This window comes from Acetobacter papayae JCM 25143 (assembly GCF_000613285.1).
Classification (GTDB): Bacteria; Pseudomonadota; Alphaproteobacteria; order Acetobacterales; family Acetobacteraceae; genus Acetobacter; species Acetobacter papayae.
Genome location: NZ_BAIN01000028.1, coordinates 1 through 15,873, shown reverse-complemented (window position 1 = coordinate 15,873; position 15,873 = coordinate 1). Strand labels below are relative to the sequence as shown.

General features: G+C 59.8%; 12 protein-coding genes and 5 pseudogenes. All 17 read right to left on the bottom strand.

Annotated elements, in window-relative coordinates; all coding sequences use genetic code 11:
• Nucleotides 1-10: 10 nt before the first annotated feature.
• Nucleotides 11-868: an LpxI family protein gene (locus JCM25143_RS08345; RefSeq protein WP_025860753.1), complete on the bottom strand. Its 858-nt coding sequence runs from the start codon at nt 866-868 to the stop codon at nt 11-13.
• Nucleotides 865-1,722 carry an acyl-ACP--UDP-N-acetylglucosamine O-acyltransferase gene (lpxA, locus tag JCM25143_RS08340; RefSeq protein ID WP_025860752.1) on the bottom strand — a complete coding sequence of 286 codons (858 nt, stop codon included), beginning with the start codon at nt 1,720-1,722 and terminating at the stop codon, nt 865-867. Before lpxA ends, JCM25143_RS08345 begins: the two co-directional genes overlap by 4 nt.
• Before the next feature lie 113 nt (nt 1,723-1,835).
• Nucleotides 1,836-2,354, bottom strand: a pseudogene (gene fabZ, locus JCM25143_RS08335) (3-hydroxyacyl-ACP dehydratase FabZ); the annotation flags it as partial.
• Nucleotides 2,351-3,435, bottom strand: a pseudogene (gene lpxD / locus JCM25143_RS18035) (UDP-3-O-(3-hydroxymyristoyl)glucosamine N-acyltransferase). The pseudogenes fabZ and lpxD, both read right to left, overlap by 4 nt.
• A 2-nt stretch (nt 3,436-3,437) precedes the next feature.
• On the bottom strand, nt 3,438-4,304 hold the full coding sequence (locus JCM25143_RS08325) for an OmpH family outer membrane protein (RefSeq protein WP_408735032.1): 867 nt from the start codon (nt 4,302-4,304) through the stop codon (nt 3,438-3,440).
• 7 nt (nt 4,305-4,311) lie between these two features.
• Complete coding sequence (gene bamA, locus JCM25143_RS08320; RefSeq protein ID WP_051543096.1) at nt 4,312-6,792, bottom strand: outer membrane protein assembly factor BamA; 2,481 nt, start codon at nt 6,790-6,792, stop codon at nt 4,312-4,314.
• A 74-nt stretch (nt 6,793-6,866) separates the two neighbouring features.
• Nucleotides 6,867-7,978, bottom strand: a pseudogene (rseP, locus tag JCM25143_RS18030) (RIP metalloprotease RseP).
• A gap of 31 nt (nt 7,979-8,009) precedes the next feature.
• Nucleotides 8,010-9,167, bottom strand: coding sequence for a 1-deoxy-D-xylulose-5-phosphate reductoisomerase (gene dxr / locus JCM25143_RS08310; protein ID WP_025860747.1), 1,158 nt, complete (start codon nt 9,165-9,167; stop codon nt 8,010-8,012).
• Nucleotides 9,168-9,272: 105 nt separating this feature from the next.
• Nucleotides 9,273-10,118 (bottom strand): phosphatidate cytidylyltransferase, encoded by an 846-nt coding sequence (locus JCM25143_RS08305; protein WP_035370785.1) that lies wholly within the window; start codon nt 10,116-10,118, stop codon nt 9,273-9,275.
• Nucleotides 10,115-10,854: pseudogene (gene uppS / locus JCM25143_RS18025) on the bottom strand (polyprenyl diphosphate synthase). Before uppS ends, JCM25143_RS08305 begins: the two are co-directional and overlap by 4 nt.
• Before the next feature lie 50 nt (nt 10,855-10,904).
• Nucleotides 10,905-11,447 carry a ribosome recycling factor gene (gene frr / locus JCM25143_RS08295; protein WP_035370783.1) on the bottom strand — a complete coding sequence of 181 codons (543 nt, stop codon included), beginning with the start codon at nt 11,445-11,447 and terminating at the stop codon, nt 10,905-10,907.
• A gap of 111 nt (nt 11,448-11,558) precedes the next feature.
• Nucleotides 11,559-12,296 carry a UMP kinase gene (pyrH, locus tag JCM25143_RS08290; protein ID WP_025860744.1) on the bottom strand — a complete coding sequence of 246 codons (738 nt, stop codon included), beginning with the start codon at nt 12,294-12,296 and terminating at the stop codon, nt 11,559-11,561.
• 126 nt (nt 12,297-12,422) lie between these two features.
• Entirely contained in the window at nt 12,423-13,322 is a 900-nt protein-coding gene (era, locus tag JCM25143_RS08285) for a GTPase Era (protein WP_025860743.1), read from the bottom strand.
• A 10-nt stretch (nt 13,323-13,332) separates the two neighbouring features.
• The gene (gene rnc, locus JCM25143_RS08280) at nt 13,333-14,058 is read right to left on the bottom strand and encodes a ribonuclease III (RefSeq protein ID WP_025860742.1); all 726 of its coding nucleotides are present in this window, start codon (nt 14,056-14,058) and stop codon (nt 13,333-13,335) included.
• Nucleotides 14,059-14,060: 2 nt separating this feature from the next.
• Complete coding sequence (gene lepB, locus JCM25143_RS08275) at nt 14,061-14,867, bottom strand: signal peptidase I (protein WP_025860741.1); 807 nt, start codon at nt 14,865-14,867, stop codon at nt 14,061-14,063.
• A gap of 82 nt (nt 14,868-14,949) precedes the next feature.
• Nucleotides 14,950-15,356, bottom strand: a pseudogene (gene acpS / locus JCM25143_RS21455) (holo-ACP synthase).
• Nucleotides 15,353-15,873 (bottom strand): ACT domain-containing protein (locus JCM25143_RS18020; RefSeq protein ID WP_035370779.1); only part of this gene is annotated, 521 nt, incomplete at its 5' end. The gene JCM25143_RS18020 and the pseudogene acpS, both read right to left, overlap by 4 nt.

Here is a 15,873-nt window from a genome sequence, read left to right as displayed (position 1 = left end):
GTATGAGCGTTTACAGCGTGAACTGCCCATGATCCGGTTCCGGGGTAACGGCCAGCATAAACAGCCCCAGCCGATCCGCCGCTTCCACACAGGCATCGCGATCCATCAGCAGGGTGTGGCCAGCTTCAAACGCAATGCCGCGCAAACCCGCCTCATGAGCGTTGCGCACCGTAACCGGACCAATCGCGGGCATATCGGCTCGTTTTTCCTGACCGGGCTTGAGCAGCTTGACCAGCACCCCGCCCTCACCCGGCTGGCGGCACTCACCCGCGCGCGCCAGCATGCGGTCTGTACCTTCCATGGCTTCCACGGCCAGCACCACGCCATTCTGCACAACGCAACCCTGACCGATATCCAGCCCCCCCAGAGCCTGAACCACCCGCACTCCCTGCCGGATATCGCGTAATGCCTGTTCGTCTGGTTCTACACGCCCGAGTACACCGGGTTGCTCCACAACAGCCTGTGCCAGAAACTCATGCGCACCGCGCACATGAAAACCTTCTTCACCCAGAATACGAACAAGAGCGGCCAGCAGGCCATCGTCTCCCGCGAACAGCGCCCGCCCTAGCCGAGCCAGAATCCGGGCACCTTCCGCATCGGGACGGAGGCTGCGCAAGGATGGCCGCCTGATGGGGCCTATCAGCACCAGATCGGTGCAGCCATGCTGGCGTAATAGCGAGAGCATTTGCCCAGCCGCACCAAGCCGGACATATTCATGGGGCCATGGCTCAATAACGGCGGGCTCCGCAAAGCCCGCAAAACCCAGAATAAATACTGGCCGCCCGGCTGCCGCCACAGAGCGCGCCACCATACCGGGCAATGGCCCGCCACCGGCAAGAATACCAACGCCGCCCACGGGCGTTGTCACGCGTTTTCCATATCCTGACCGCGTCCCTGCTCACGAGCAGAACGCACAAGCCCACGGCAGGTTGGCGCATCGATAAAGGCAAGAATTTCCTGCACACGCCCATCCTGAGCGAAGTCCTGCCGCACCGCCTCAAGACGTGCAGCAAACGGCTGGTCACCGCCATTTTTAGGATACAGGGCCAGAAAAGCCTTCCGCATCCGGTGAATTTCGTCCGATTTCACCCCGTTGCGACGCAGCCAGATCCAGTGCAGCCCAACCAGACGCGCACGATTACCCAGCACACTGCCATAAGGAATGATATCGGCTTCCACACCAGTCACACCCCCTACAAGTGCGGCATGACCAATGCGGACAAACTGGTGAATGGCAGCAGAACCCATGATCCGGGCATCATCACCAATATGCACATGGCCACCCATGACCACGTTATTGACGATAATGGCACGGTTACCGATCTCGCAATCATGCGCGACATGGGCATTGGCCATAATCAGCACATCGGCACCAACACGGGTAACACCAGCCCCCGAGGCCGTACCACGATGGATGGTCACATGCTCGCGCACAACCGTACGGGCACCCACCTCACACCGTGTCGGCTCACCCTTGTATTTGAGGTCCTGCGGAGCCATGCCCACAGTGCAGAAAGGAAAATACCGCGATGCAGCACCCAGACGGGTATGACCATCCACCACAACATGGGAGATGAGTTCCACACCGTCCTCGATCACGACATCCGGCCCCACCGAGCACCATGGCCCAATGGTCACCCCGGCACCCACCTGAGCGCCTGATGCGACAATCGCAGTTGGGTGGATAACGGTCGCCCTAGCTTCCTTTGCAACGTGTACCACGTTAATTTCCTACCCACTTACTTGATGCAAGTCGCGTACCATAGCCGTAGTTTGCACGGTTTTACCGCACAGGCAAACCACGGCCCCATGCCCGAAATCAGAAGGCAATCAGCCATAATCATGGCGCTGAAGGAGGCCTCAGCCACCACAACACCATCAACATGAGCCTCGCCCTTGAATTTCCAGACATTCGAGCGATGGCGTTCCTTGGTAACATGGATACGCAGCTGGTCGCCCGGTTCAACCGGACGACGGAACTTGGCACCCTCGATGGTCATGAAATAGACCAGCTTACCTTCGAACGCTTCACCCAGCGTCAGCACGACAAGCGTTGCAGCCGTCTGGGCCATGGCTTCCACGATGAGAACGCCCGGCATGACCGGCCGCCCCGGAAAGTGCCCCGGGAAAAACGGCTCGTTTACCGAGACATTCTTGATCCCGGTTGCTTTCACACCCAGGACGATATCTTCCATCCGGTCGATAAGAAGGAAAGGATATCTGTGTGGAATCGCCTGCATGATGCGGTTCACGTCAATCCGATCAATCGTCTGAACGCCGCACTGCGATTCTTGTTTCGTCTCCACGTCCCCTAGACCACCCTTTACGCCAGATATAGTCCGGCCTCTGTTCATACCTTGCCTGTCTCGCCCTGAGCGGGTCCAGACGCTTTCTTTGCCAGCTTCCGCAGAACGGCCACGTTACGGAAAAACTCCCGGAACGGCATGGCCGGACTGCCGATGACATCCGCACCGCCTTCGATATCCGACATGACACCACACTGCGCGCCAATACGCGCCTTGGCCCCAATACGGATATGACCGATAAGACCGGCCTGAGCAGCAACCGTTACATAGTCCTCCAGCACGGTGGAGCCAGAAATACCAGCCTGCGACACCACAATGCAGCAGCGTCCCATCTGCACATTATGCCCGATCTGCACCAGATTATCGAGACGTGAACCTGCTCCGATCACCGTATCGCTGACAGAGCCACGGTCAATAGTGCTGTTAGCACCGATTTCCACGTCGTTTTCGAGGATAACCTTGCCAAGCTGCGGAATGGTCTCAAACCCTGCCGGGCCAACCGCGAAACCAAAACCGTCTTGACCAATACGGGCACCGGGCAGGATAATCACCCGCTCACCCAGCAGCGCATGCGATATGCTGACGTGATTGCCAATCCGGCAGTCACGCCCCAGCCGCACACCCTGCCCGATTACCGCATGCGCACCAACAACACAGCCGGGGCCAATCTCGGCCCGCGCGCCCACAACCGCGAAAGGCCCGATTTCAGCTTCTGCCGCAATATTGGCCGAAGGATCGACACAGGCCAGCGCATGAATACCGGGGTTTGCTGGAGTCTGCGGGTGGAACAGGCGCGCCACGCGCGACCATGCCAGATAGGGCGAAGCCGTAACCAGTGCGGCGCACCCCGCTGGCACCTTATCCACAAATGCCGGGGCTACGATAACCAGTCCGGCGCGTGTCTGTTCCAGCAGCGGCGCGTAACGCCGGTTATCCAGAAAGCTGACATCGGCAGGCCCAGCCCCCTGTAAGGCGCAATACCGGCATAACTACGCTCGCGTGCCTGAGCATCCTTGGCCGGAACCAGTTCTGCACCAGCGGCCTGTGCCAGTTGTTCCGCCCCGAAAGGACCCGCGCGCGTAAAAAAGCGAGGGTCCGCCGGGCCGGATGTCTCCTTTCCGGCCGTCATGCTCAGGGCGTTCCGGCTGTAGGCTGCACAACGGGTGCAGGGCCAGTACGCACAACGGACTGCGTGGTATCGGCGGTTGTCGGCATCTTGCCGGACTTGGCCAACTGCTCGGGATCTTCGTTCGCGGCGGGGATGAAGACCGAAGGCAGGATCTTGTTGAGATTTACCGCCACTTCGTTGGTGATATCCTGACCGTCCACATGCAGGGCAACCTGCTCGCTATGCAGCACGAGGTTCATGCCATGAGCGGAAGCGACTTTCTGGATCACCTGCACCAGTTCACGCTCGATCTGCCCCAGAGAAACCTGAGCCGCTTCCTGAATGATACGGTTGCGGTTGCGGAAATCACGCTGCGCTTTCATGACCCGAGCCTGCAGCGCGCGCTCACGGCTCTGGATCTGGTCAGAGGAGAGCGATTTCGCCTGAGCCTGAAGGCTCTGCTGCTCATCACGCCATGAAGCCTGTTCTTTCTGCAGATCCTGCGCCAGCGCATCGCGGCGCGCACCCAGAATATGCTCGACCTGCATGGCCGCCGTGGACTGCCGCATAACGCCACCCACACTGATAACACCGATAACGGTTGTCGGCGGGGGAGCTTCCTTGGCGATTTCGGGCGCGTCAGGAATATTGGGCTGTGGCAGAACCGGCGGTGTCTGATCAGCTTCCTGGCTATCGGAAGGAGGAGCCGGCAACGCTACCGGCGGGGGGGCTGCACGATGCGTGGCCGCATGCTGGGGCGGAACCGCAGGCTGGCTGGCCTTGGGCACAAACCAGCCTTCCCCACCTTCCGCATGAGCGACAGGGGTAACCGAGGCCAAAACAGACAGACAAACCGCCCCAAACAGGGCTGCTTTAGTACGCACGTGCATTATTACCTCAGAATTGCTGGCCGAACCCAAAACGCAGAAGCTGCGTACGGTCATTGTAGCTGCGGATAAGCGGCACACCCAGATCGATATTGAGCAGACCAAACGGGCTTTTCCATGACACACCCGCACCCGCACTAACGCGGGGCGAAACCATGTCGCCGCTGATAGGTGTATAGCGCGACCCTGCCGTGGCCGGATCCGTATACAATGTCCTGACACGCACACCGGCAACCGAGCCCATATCCGTAAAGATACGCCCGCCAAGCCCCATGCTGGCAACGAATGGCAGCGGGAACGAAAGCTGGGCGGAGGCGTTATACATGAAACGACCGCCCAGCAGATCTTCCGAAGCATGCCCGGTACGGCTACCAACACTACGCGGTCCGGCACCACCGTCCAGGAAGCCGCGCAGGTTGTTACCGCCCAGATAGAAGTTATCGATCACGTCGCGGCGACCGTTACCCCAGTCGGCCATCCAGCCCGCACCACCGCGGAAGGAAAGCGTCCAGTCATGGCTATTGGTCAGATCATCCAGAGGTATGTAATACGCACCGTTGATCTTGCCGCGCACGTAATCTTCATCACCCCCGATCCCAGCGAAATCGCCACCTGCGGAGATATAGTAACCCCGATGCGGCGCCATGCGGTTATCACGGCGATCATACATGACCGTGGTGCTGAGCTGCGACAGCAGCGATGCGCCCTGCTGGTCAAGAATATACCAAGAAGCCTCGCTCCAGGCATCGTTCACCCAGCGGCGGATCAGGCTGTAGTTCCAGGACTGTGAAAGATAGCGGTTATAGGAATACCCCATACGCAGGGTAATACCGTAACGCCCTTCAGAGTAGTTCTGGTACGTCTGGTAATTATTCTCGATAAAGAAGATATCCGCGCCAACCACGAGGTTACGCCCCATGAAGGACGGATTGGTGATCGAGATATCGGCCTGCTGCTGCCACAGCGACAGCGTGCCGGAAATACCCGCATCGACACCCGAACCCAGCAGGTTATGCTGCTTGAGGCCCACGTTGCCGATTACGCCCACGTCGGTCGAGTAACCGCCACCGAGCGAAAATTCGCCGGTCGGCTTTTCCACCACATCCACCGCAACGTTAACGCGGTCAGGCGCACTACCGGGCGTGTCCTTGATATCGGCACTTTTGAAGAAGCCGAGATTCTGCACGCTTTCCTTGGCGTATTTCTTGTAGCTGGCGCTGTAGGGATCGCCTTCTGCAAAGGGAAGCTGCGCACGCACCACATGATCCTGCGTGATGGTGTTGCCGTTGATATCGATACGCTCGATATAACGACGCGGCCCTTCGCTGATATCGAACAGAAGGTTGATGATCCGCTTTTCAGGGTTACGCGCAATCTCGGGATGCACCTGCGCGAAGGGGTGCCCTTCGGACTGGAGCAGTTCCTCCATATCGGTAGCGTTATCCTGAACGGCCTTACCATCGTACCACTGATGCGCGAACAACTCGACATGCTTACGCATCGATTCAGCCGGCACATGACGGAGGCTAGAGCGGATATCCACCTTACCCAGACGGTAGCGGACACCTTCATCTACCGTGAAGGTGACGTAGAAAGACTTCCGATCGGACGACAGTTCGCCCTTCATGTCTTTCACCTGAAAATCCACATACCCGTTACGCAGGTAAAAACGACGCAGCAGTTCAGCATCGTATTTCACGCGATCAGGATTGTACTCATCCGACGAACCAAGGAAATGATACCAAGCACTTTCCTTGGAGGACACCACGCTGGCCAGTTGCGATTCGCTGAACGCCTTGTTCCCCACGAACGCAATCTTGCGGATCATGGTCTGCGGGCCTTCATTGATCTTGAAAACCACATCGACCCGGTTATGCGCGAGGCGGACGATCTGCGGCGTTACCACTGCAGAAAAACGTGCCTTCTGGGCATAAACCTGCAGGATGTGCTGCCGGTCATCCGCCGTAGTTTCAGCCGAAAACACAGCGCGCGGCTTGAGGGTCAGAACCTTGTGGAGGTCCTCATCCTTGGCGGCGTGATTACCCTCGAACACGATGCGGTTGACGACGGGGTTTTCCTTAACCCGCACCAGCAGGTCATTCCCTTCGCGGCGCAACGTCACATCACTGAACAGACCTGTAGCGTACAGGGTCTTGAGCGAGCGATCCAGATCATCCTGAGAGAACGGATCACCCGGCCTGACCACCATGTAGGACAGGATCGTGCTGGTTTCGATACGCGTGTTTCCGGACACGCGAATATCCTCAATGATGCCATCAGCAGCACGGGCGGCCGCATTTCCTGCGGCAGCATGTCGTGAACCAGCGCCCTGCGTCGCCATTGAGCGATGCGGAGCAGCACCAGCCTTGCGTGTTGCGACCATGACAAGTGGCAGCATACAGACAGAAAGGAACAGGGCAGACCGTTTACCCTTCAAGATCTGCCTCCAGCCATCCAGATCGTTCTCAGCACGAAGCCCTCTCTCCTGCATTTTCCCGCCCGCAAGGGACGTATCCGAAATTACCCTTGTCACGCAAGACTTTCTCTTTCCGCTGCGGCGGCGTTTCAGCCCGCGAGCGATGCAATCCACCTGAACAGGCCAAAGCCTGACAAGTCGTTAAATGTCGAGAACAGAAACAACCCAGCCAACACCGCAAAACCAGCCTGAAAACTGATCTCCTGCACCCGCTTGGAAACAGGACGGCCCCTTATTGCCTCTATGGCATAAAAAACCAGACGTCCACCATCAAGAAGCGGTACGGGAAAGAGATTGATCAACCCGAGATTAACAGACAGCAGCGCCATGAATGAAAGCAGGCTGGCAAAGCCATACTGAGCAACCTGCCCGGACAGTTGTGCGATCTTGAGCGGACCGCCCATTTCCTTTGCGGAATGCTGCCCGCTCAGAATCTGCCACACGCCTGCAAGCTCCTTACTGTCGTATTCCATGTGGCTTTCGCACCCGACACCACCGCCTGAGGCAGGGACTGCGGCTTGCCGCCATCCACAGCAAATGTCACGCCCAGCTGGCCATGTGCAGGGGCGCCAGCCGAATCCGAAACGGAGCCGATCGTTACAGGCAGAACCATATCCTGCCCCTGACGGCGCACGGTAACGGTTGTCTGGACACCCGCGCGCCCGGTTACCTCACCCAGAATATCTTCCACACCGTGGACATCACGCGCGCCAACGCGGGTAATGACATCGCCCTGCTGCACGCCGGCTACGGCTGCCGCACTACCAGACTGAACGGAAGCGACCTCGTCACGCACATGCGGCTCACCCGCTGTAGCGAACAGCAGCGTAAACAGCACAAAAGCCAGCAGGAAATTGAAAACAGGCCCGGCCAGAATGACGATAGCCCGCGAACCCACCGACTTGTCATGGAAAGTGCGACCCGGAATCCAGGCGGCTTTCTGTTCTTCGGTCGCGTCTTCAGGGTCTTCAAAACCATGGGGCCGCACATAGCCGCCCAGCGGCACGGGACAGACCCGCCATTCTGTGCCTGTACGGTCGCGCCATTTGAACAGAGCCGGGCCAAAACCCAGCGAAAAAACCTCGACATGCACTCCGCGCCAGCGAGCCGCGAGGTAATGGCCGAGTTCATGAATGGTAACCAGCACGCCCAGCACGAAAACGAAGGAAACCAATGTACGCAGATAATCGTGTAGCATCATGCCTCCGTTATCGGGCCTGAAAGGATTTTTCTCAAGCGGCGCAAGTCAGAACCAGTTGTTCCGCCGCTTTGCGGGCCTGCATATCCCAGTGGAGAACCGCTTCGAGCGTATCCGCCGGGGGAACACCGAGCGTGCCCATGACCTCTTCTACCATGCGCGCGATATCGAGAAAACCAATCCGCTCGGACAGGAAAGCTTCAACCGCCACCTCATTGGCAGCAGACAGGATAGCCGGAGCCGCCCCACCCTGCCGCAGAGCCTGACGCGCAAGACGCAACGCCGGGAAACGCACCTCATCAGGCGTGAAGAATTCGAGCGTTCCAAACGCGGCCAGATCAAGCCAGTTGGAGGTGGTGGCCATACGCTGCGGCCATGCCAGTGCATGGGCGATGGGAATACGCATATCCGCCGAACCCATCTGAGCGATCAGGCTGCCATCGGTATACTGCACCATGCCGTGCACGACGGATTGCGGGTGCACCAGCACCTCGATCCGTTCCTCTGGCAGGTCGAATATCCGGGCGGCTTCGATCACTTCCAGCCCCTTGTTGAACATGGTGGCCGAATCAATGCTGATCTTGGCCCCCATGCTCCATGTCGGGTGCTTGAGCGCCTGCGCACGGGTTGCCCCGCGCATTTCTTCCAGCGTCGCGTTACGGAACGGCCCGCCAGAAGCTGTCAGCACGATTTTAGCGACTTGATCAGCCTGCCGGTCGGCCATGGCTTGGAACACCGCGTTGTGTTCGGAATCGACCGGCAGCAATGTCGCCCCGGCTTCCCGCACAGCCCGCAGCATGACATCACCCGCGCAAACGAGGGCTTCCTTATTGGCAAGGGCAATGCTGCCACCATTGCGCACGGCGGCCAGTGTCGGCTCCAGCCCGGCCGCACCAGTAATGGCGGCCATGGTCCAGTCCACCGGCTCCGCCGCAGCCTCTATGACCGCCTGACGCCCACCGGCAACCCGGATACCGCTCCCCGCCAGCAGGCCACGCAGGTCTTCCGCTGCGGCCTCATCTGTCAGCACCGCCAGTTCCGCCCGCAGGCTCAGCGCCTGTTCTGCCAGCTTCGCGGCATTTTTCCCGCCCACCAGCGCCCGCACCCTGTACTGGTCACGCGCCTGTTCAAGAAGATCGACCGTGGAACAGCCAATGCTACCGGTACTACCCAGAACGGTTACGGTTTTCATGCTTTGTCTTCCATCCTGCAAACACTCAAACCCTGCGGCGGCGGACAGGATACGCCGCACAGGACAAAACTCAACACGGCCGCACAGGGCAGACCGCAACTACGCCTAGCCGGGCAGGAAACGGAGTATGCCGCCCAGAATATTGTGCAGGCCCGCCAACCAGAAGGCACCGGATCCACCCGCACAGGCAGCAAGCCCCGCAGCCAAAGGCGCCGCGGCTGCAAGCCCATCAAAACGGTCAAGCAGTCCACCATGCCCCGGCAGGAGCGTGCCGGAATCCTTGACGTTTAGAGCCCGCTTCATCGCACTTTCGGCAAGGTCGCCACTCTGGGCAGCCAGACCCAGCAGACCACCCCAGAGCAGGCCGCCCATAACTCCGCCAGCACCTGAGCAGGCCGCAACCAGAGCCCCAACCCCCATGGCCCCCAGCAACCCACCCACGGCACCCGAGCGGGTTTTACCGGGCGAGATACGCGGTGCCAGCTTGGGGCCGCCTACCATGCGCCCTACAGCATAGGCCGTGCTGTCACTGGCCACCACAACCGCCACTACGAACACAACAGGCCAAACCCCGCCCTGCCGCAACCACAGCAGAGCCGTACCCGCCAGCACGAGCACGCACATAAGAGCCCAAAGCGGGCCGCCAAAAACAAATGACAGCAGACAGAACAGAACAAACGATGCCCAGTGCCCGCTCGCGGCAGAAAACCCTGCACACACAGCCCAGGCCACATAAAGCCCGCCGCGCCAGTGCCGCACCGGCAGGCCGAACAGTCCTGCCGCCTCAACCGCCATGCCTGCCATGCCGGCAATAATCAGCAGGCCATAAAGCCACCCGCCAAAGCCAATGCAGAGAGACGCCACAGCAACCAGCACAATTCCTGAAATCAGGCGGGGCCGCAGATCACGCCAAGCAGACTGGCCAGCCTGTGCGGTATTGCCCCCTGTCATACGGAGGCCACCGGGCGGCTACCAAAGCGGCGTTCGCGCCGCGCGTAAACATCTAGCACTGTAGAAAAATGCCCTTCGGTAAAGTCGGGCCAGTACACATCCAGAAACACCAGTTCGGCATACGCACTCTGCCACAGCAGAAAATTGGAGAGCCTGTATTCCCCGCTGGTGCGCACCACCACATCGGGGTCGGGCACACCATGCGTCCACAGATGGTTGGCCACCATGCATCGGTAATATCATCAGGTGCCAGCGCACCTGCTTTTACCGCACGCGCCAGCGCACGGGCGGACTGCACGATATCGCACCGCCCGCCATAGGAGAGCGCCAGCAGTAGCACCATGCCTGTATTGTCACGGGTCATGGCTTCAGCACGGTCAAGCTCATGCCGCAGGCTGGACTCAAAACGATCGAGTTCACCAATAAAGCGCAGCCGCACGCCTTTTGCGTGCAGTTCGCGGACCTTATGGCGCAGATAATAACGCAGTAGGCTGGTCAGGTCGGAAACTTCCTGCGGCCCACGCGACCAGTTTTCTGACGAAAAGGCGTAGAGTGTCAGATACGGCACCCCACGCTGCATGGCTGCACGCACGCACCGTGCCACAGCCTCTGCCCCGGCCTTGTGCCCTGCAAGATGTGGCAGCCCACGTTCGCGTGCCCAACGCCCGTTTCCATCCATGATGATGGCGACATGCGTTGGAACAGACATGTTCTTTTCAGCCACACCAGACGACATAGCAAGAAGGGCCCCAAAAACCGGTTTTATCGACGGAACAGCCCGCCAGATCAGACCTGTTTGATTTCCTTGTCTTTTTCACTCACCATGTCATCAATTTTTTTAACATACTGATCAGTAAGTTTCTGAATGGCGTCCGACCAGGTCTTGATATCGTCCTGGCTGATTTCACCTTTTTTCTCAAAACCCTTGGACTTATCCATGCCATCGCGCCGCACGCCGCGCACGGCTACCTTGGCCCCTTCCGCATAGCGGGCAGCGGCCTTGGCCAGTTCGTTACGGCGCTCTTCGGTCAACTGCGGAATGGGCACGCGGATGGTCTGCCCTTCGCCCGCCGGGTTCAGCCCCAGACCCGCATCACGGATGGCGCGTTCAACCGCACCGGCCAGCACCCTGTCCCATACCTGCACGGTAATCATGCGCGCTTCGGGCACGGCAATCGAAGCCACCTGTGTCAGCGGCACTTCGCCGCCATAAGCCTCGACCCGCACGGGCTCGAGAAGTGCCGGGCTGGCTCGCCCTGAACGCAGGCCGGAAAAATCACGCCGCAGGCTTTCAAGTGCGCCATCCATACGGCGCGTCAGATCATCCATCAGGGCATTCAAGTCAGACACGGCGGTTTCTCTCCCGTTACCTTGCACAGTGTGGCGCTGTGCGCGCCACGGTCATATCCTGTTCATCGCACCGCATAACGCGGTGATCATTCATGCTGTCTCGACAATCCGGGTAAAGGGCCCTTCGCCGCGCATGACGCGGGCAAACGAACCTTCTTCTCCGATATTGAAAACAATAATCGGCAGATTGTTTTCCCGCGCGAGGCTGATGGCGGCCGCATCCATGACGTTAAGCTGGTTGGCCAGCACATTCAGGTAGGTCAGCTCATCATAGCGCACGGCGGACGGATCACGCTTGGGGTCGGCGGAATAGACGCCATCAACCTGCGTACCCTTGAGCAGGACATTGCATTCCATTTCCGCCGCACGCAGGGCCGCAGCCGTATCCGTGGTAAAGAACGGATTACCCGTGCCCGCGGCAAAAATAACCACGCGCCCTTTTTCCATATGACGCACTGCCCGGCGGCGGATATACGGCTCAGCCACAGAGGACATCTGAATAGCTGACATCACGCGGGTGGGAATCTGTTCACGCTCAAGCGCGTTCTGGAGCAGCAGCGCGTTGATGACCGTGGCCAGCATGCCAGCATAGTCACCCTGCGCGCGGTCCATACCCTTGGCCGCAGCCGCAACGCCGCGGAAAATATTGCCACCGCCCACCACAAGGCAGACCTCGGTTCCACCGCGCACAACATGGGCGATGTCCTGGGCAATGCGCTCAACGGTTTTCTGATCCACACCGAAGGCGCCACCGCCCATCAGCGCTTCACCCGAAACCTTGAGCAGTACACGTTTGCGGTTCGGCGTTTCGCCAGCACAAGCAGTCATTGGCCCTCAACAAGCAAGCAGTCCGCAACAGACCCCGAACGCACCCGTGCGGGCCACGTATCAGGGTTGCCCTCTCTTATCCCTCATGGCGCATGGCCACAAGCGTTCAGGCCACACTGGTGGCTTTTACGGCACGTCATCCAGCCCGATAGCTCTCAGGCGTGCACGCTCTTCATCCCAGCCTGAGCGTTCCTTGACGTTCAGGAACAGATGGCAGGGGCGTTCAAGCAGAGACCCGAGCTGCTTGCGCGCGCGCTCACCAATCTGGCGGATTCTCTGCCCGCCATCCCCAATCAGGATCGCCTTGTGGCCCGCACGCGCCACGTAAATCGTGACATCGATCCGCACCGACCCGTCAGGGCGCTCCGTATAGCTTTCGGTTTCCGCCGTTGCGCCATAGGGCACTTCCTCATGCGTCTGCATAAAAATCTGCTCGCGCACCAGTTCTGCCGCCAGCAGGCGGTCGGGCAGGTCTGTCAGGTCGTCCTCGGGATAGAGATACGGCCCCGGCGGCAGAGCGCCCGCCAGCTGGTCCAGAAGGTCATCCACCCCGTTGCCCGTGCGAGCACTGACCATAAACACATGCTCAACCGGCAGCCGTTCCGTAATGGCCGCCGTCAAGGGCAGCAGCGCACCGGGAGAGACAAGATCGGTCTTGTTCAGCACCAACCAGACACGGCGCTTGGTCGTAGCCAGCCGATCCACAATCTCGCTCACCGCTTCGTTCAGACCCGAGCGCGCATCCACCAGCAGCAGCGTGATGTCCGCATCCTCGGCACCCGTCCAAGCAGCGGCCACCATGGCCCGGTCAAGCTTGCGGCGCGGGCGGAAAATACCGGGTGTATCCACCAGCAGGATCTGCGTTGTGCCACGCATGAGAATGCCCAACACCCGAAAGCGCGTTGTCTGCGCCTTGGGAGAAACAATGGACAGCTTGGCACCCGCCATACGGTTCAGCAAAGTGGATTTACCCGCATTGGGGGCTCCCACCAGTGCTGCAAAGCCGCAGCGTGTCGTATCCGCCATATTCCGAGCCTCAGCCATTTGGCTTGCCTTCCAGTTTTGCCAGCAGGGCAGCGGCAGCAGAACTTTCCGCCGCGCGCTTGTTGCCTGCCCGCCCTTCTCCCGCCAGACCGCTTGCCGTCACCCTGACGACAAACAGCGGCGCATGGGACGGTCCATCCGCCCCGATCGTTTCATAAACAGGCAGTGCTTGCCCACGCCCCAGAACCCATTCCTGCAAGGCCGTCTTGGGGTCCTTGGGGGGGCGCGCCTGCGCATCCAGCTCGGGCTTCCAGCACTGGCGCACGATCTGGCGCGCAGGATCGAGCCCACCATCAAGAAACACCGCGCCAAGCACTGCCTCCACCGCATCGGCCAGCACGTTGGCGGCGGTGCGCACGCCAGCCTTGGCCTCATGCGCTGCCACAGTCAGGGCTGCGGACATATCGATCCGCTCGGCAATATCCGCCAGTGTCTTGCGCGAAACCAGATGAGCCAGTCGCGAGCCAAGCGCACCTTCCTGCTCTCCCGGATAACGCTCCAGCAGCCATTCGGCCATCAGCAACCCCAGAACACGATCACCAATGAACTCAAGCCGCTCGTTGGAGCCCGCCCCCTTGGCCTGTACGCGCCTGCGACCGTTCGTTTTCTGGTTAACAGCCGAGCGATGCGTCAGCGCTTCGTTCAGCAGGGACTCATTGACAAATGTATAACCCAGCCGCGCCTGCAAAACACGCGCGCCACCCTGTGGTTCAGCCATGGTCACTGGATACCCTGCATCAGCCGGCCCCAACGGATTTCCTGCGGCCAGTGCCAGACCTGCCACAGCGGATAATCAGCCGAAACAGAGAAGAAAACGCGCTGCGCCCGGCCCACAAGGTTTTCCATCGGCACAAAACCGAGATCCTTCGGCCCGTCACCCATGAAGCGGCTATCCGCGCTGTCATCACGGTTATCGCCCATGGCAAAGAAATAGCCCGGCGGTACCACGTAATCAGGCGTGTTATTCTGCGGCCCTTCATCAGTCAGCTTGAGAATTTCATGGCTGACCGGGCCATCCCCGCGAATGCTGGAAGGCAGTTTTTCCGTGCAGGCCTCGCCCGCCATGCTCGTATCGGTTTCATCATGGGCAATATAGGGGTGCGGGTTATCGCACGGCACAGCGGTATCGTTCAGGTAAAGCTGGCCATCGGTCACGCGGATATGGTCACCCGGCAGACCGATTACCCGTTTGACGTAGTCAACCGAGGTATCCTTGGTAAAGCGGAACACCACCACATCGCCCCGGTGCGGCGTGCCACCCCAGATACGCCCGTTAAACAGGTCTGGCGAGAACGGCAGGGAAAAACGGGAATATCCGTACGTATATTTGGAAACCCAGATATAGTCCCCCACCTGCAGGGTCGGGATCATGGAACCTGAGGGAATCACGAACGATTCAAACAACAGGGTTCTGACAACAAGCACGACCACAACAACCGTGAAAAACGTGCGCACATATTCGAACAGGCTCTGCCACATGCCGACCGGCTGTTCAGACCGGGCCGAAGAGTGATCCTGTGTATTCATCCTGCTTCCGCCCTGCCCGCTTTTTGTCTTTGTTGCCGTAAAAAGAAATTCTGGCGGATCAAGCCGCGCGCACCCGGTTGTGTCAACCCGCCACAGCCGAGATAAAAACCTGCGCAAAGGCGTAGGGCACCTCATCCGTCAGGCTGAGCGCCAGCCGGGCCGTATTGCCCGGCGGCGTAATCTGCTCCAGCCGCAGGGCCGCCGCACCGGACAGGCAGAGCACCGGCTGCCCCCCCGGCAGGTTTTCAACCCCGATCTGCGCATGCGTGACACCTTGGGCAAAGCCCGTACCAGCGCCTTGGCGCAGGCCTCCTTGGCCGCCCAGCGTTTTGCATATGTGCCAATTCTGGCCTGCCCGTAACGCTTTTCAGCCCATGCGCGTTCCTGAGCCGTAAAAACACGCTCCAGAAAACGCTGACCAAAACGGGCAATCATCCGTTCTATGCGCCGCATGTCACACAGATCGACGCCCACAGCAATCAGGCTCATGAACGCGCCCTGTCCACCTGCGTAATGCCCGAGACCGCACGCAGCGCCGCGATAACGGAAGACAGATGCCGCAGATCGCGGACTTCCACATCCATCAGGATTTCCATGAAATCCAGTTGCCGGTTAACGATCTTGAGGTTGACCGTAGCGGCATCCCCACGGGAAATGGCGTTGGTGATGGCCGCCAGCACTGAAGGCTCGTTTTCCGCCACGATACTGACACGCCCGACGCGCATCGGCCCGGCATTGCCGGTGCGGGCCATGGCATCGTAATCCCAGTCCACATCGAGAAAGCGCTCAGGGGTCGCGGCAAAATTTTCCAGCGTCTGGCAGGAGCGGGTGTGAATGGTCACCCCCTTGCCCGTAGCCACAACCCCTACGATCCGATCACCCGGCAAAGGATGACAGCAGGCGGCATAATGCACCGCAACCCCGGCCCCCAGCCCCACGAGCGGAATAGCCCCGCCGGTGGGTTTGCGCGCAAATGCCCCCGAGGCCATACCCGGACGCGGCCCGG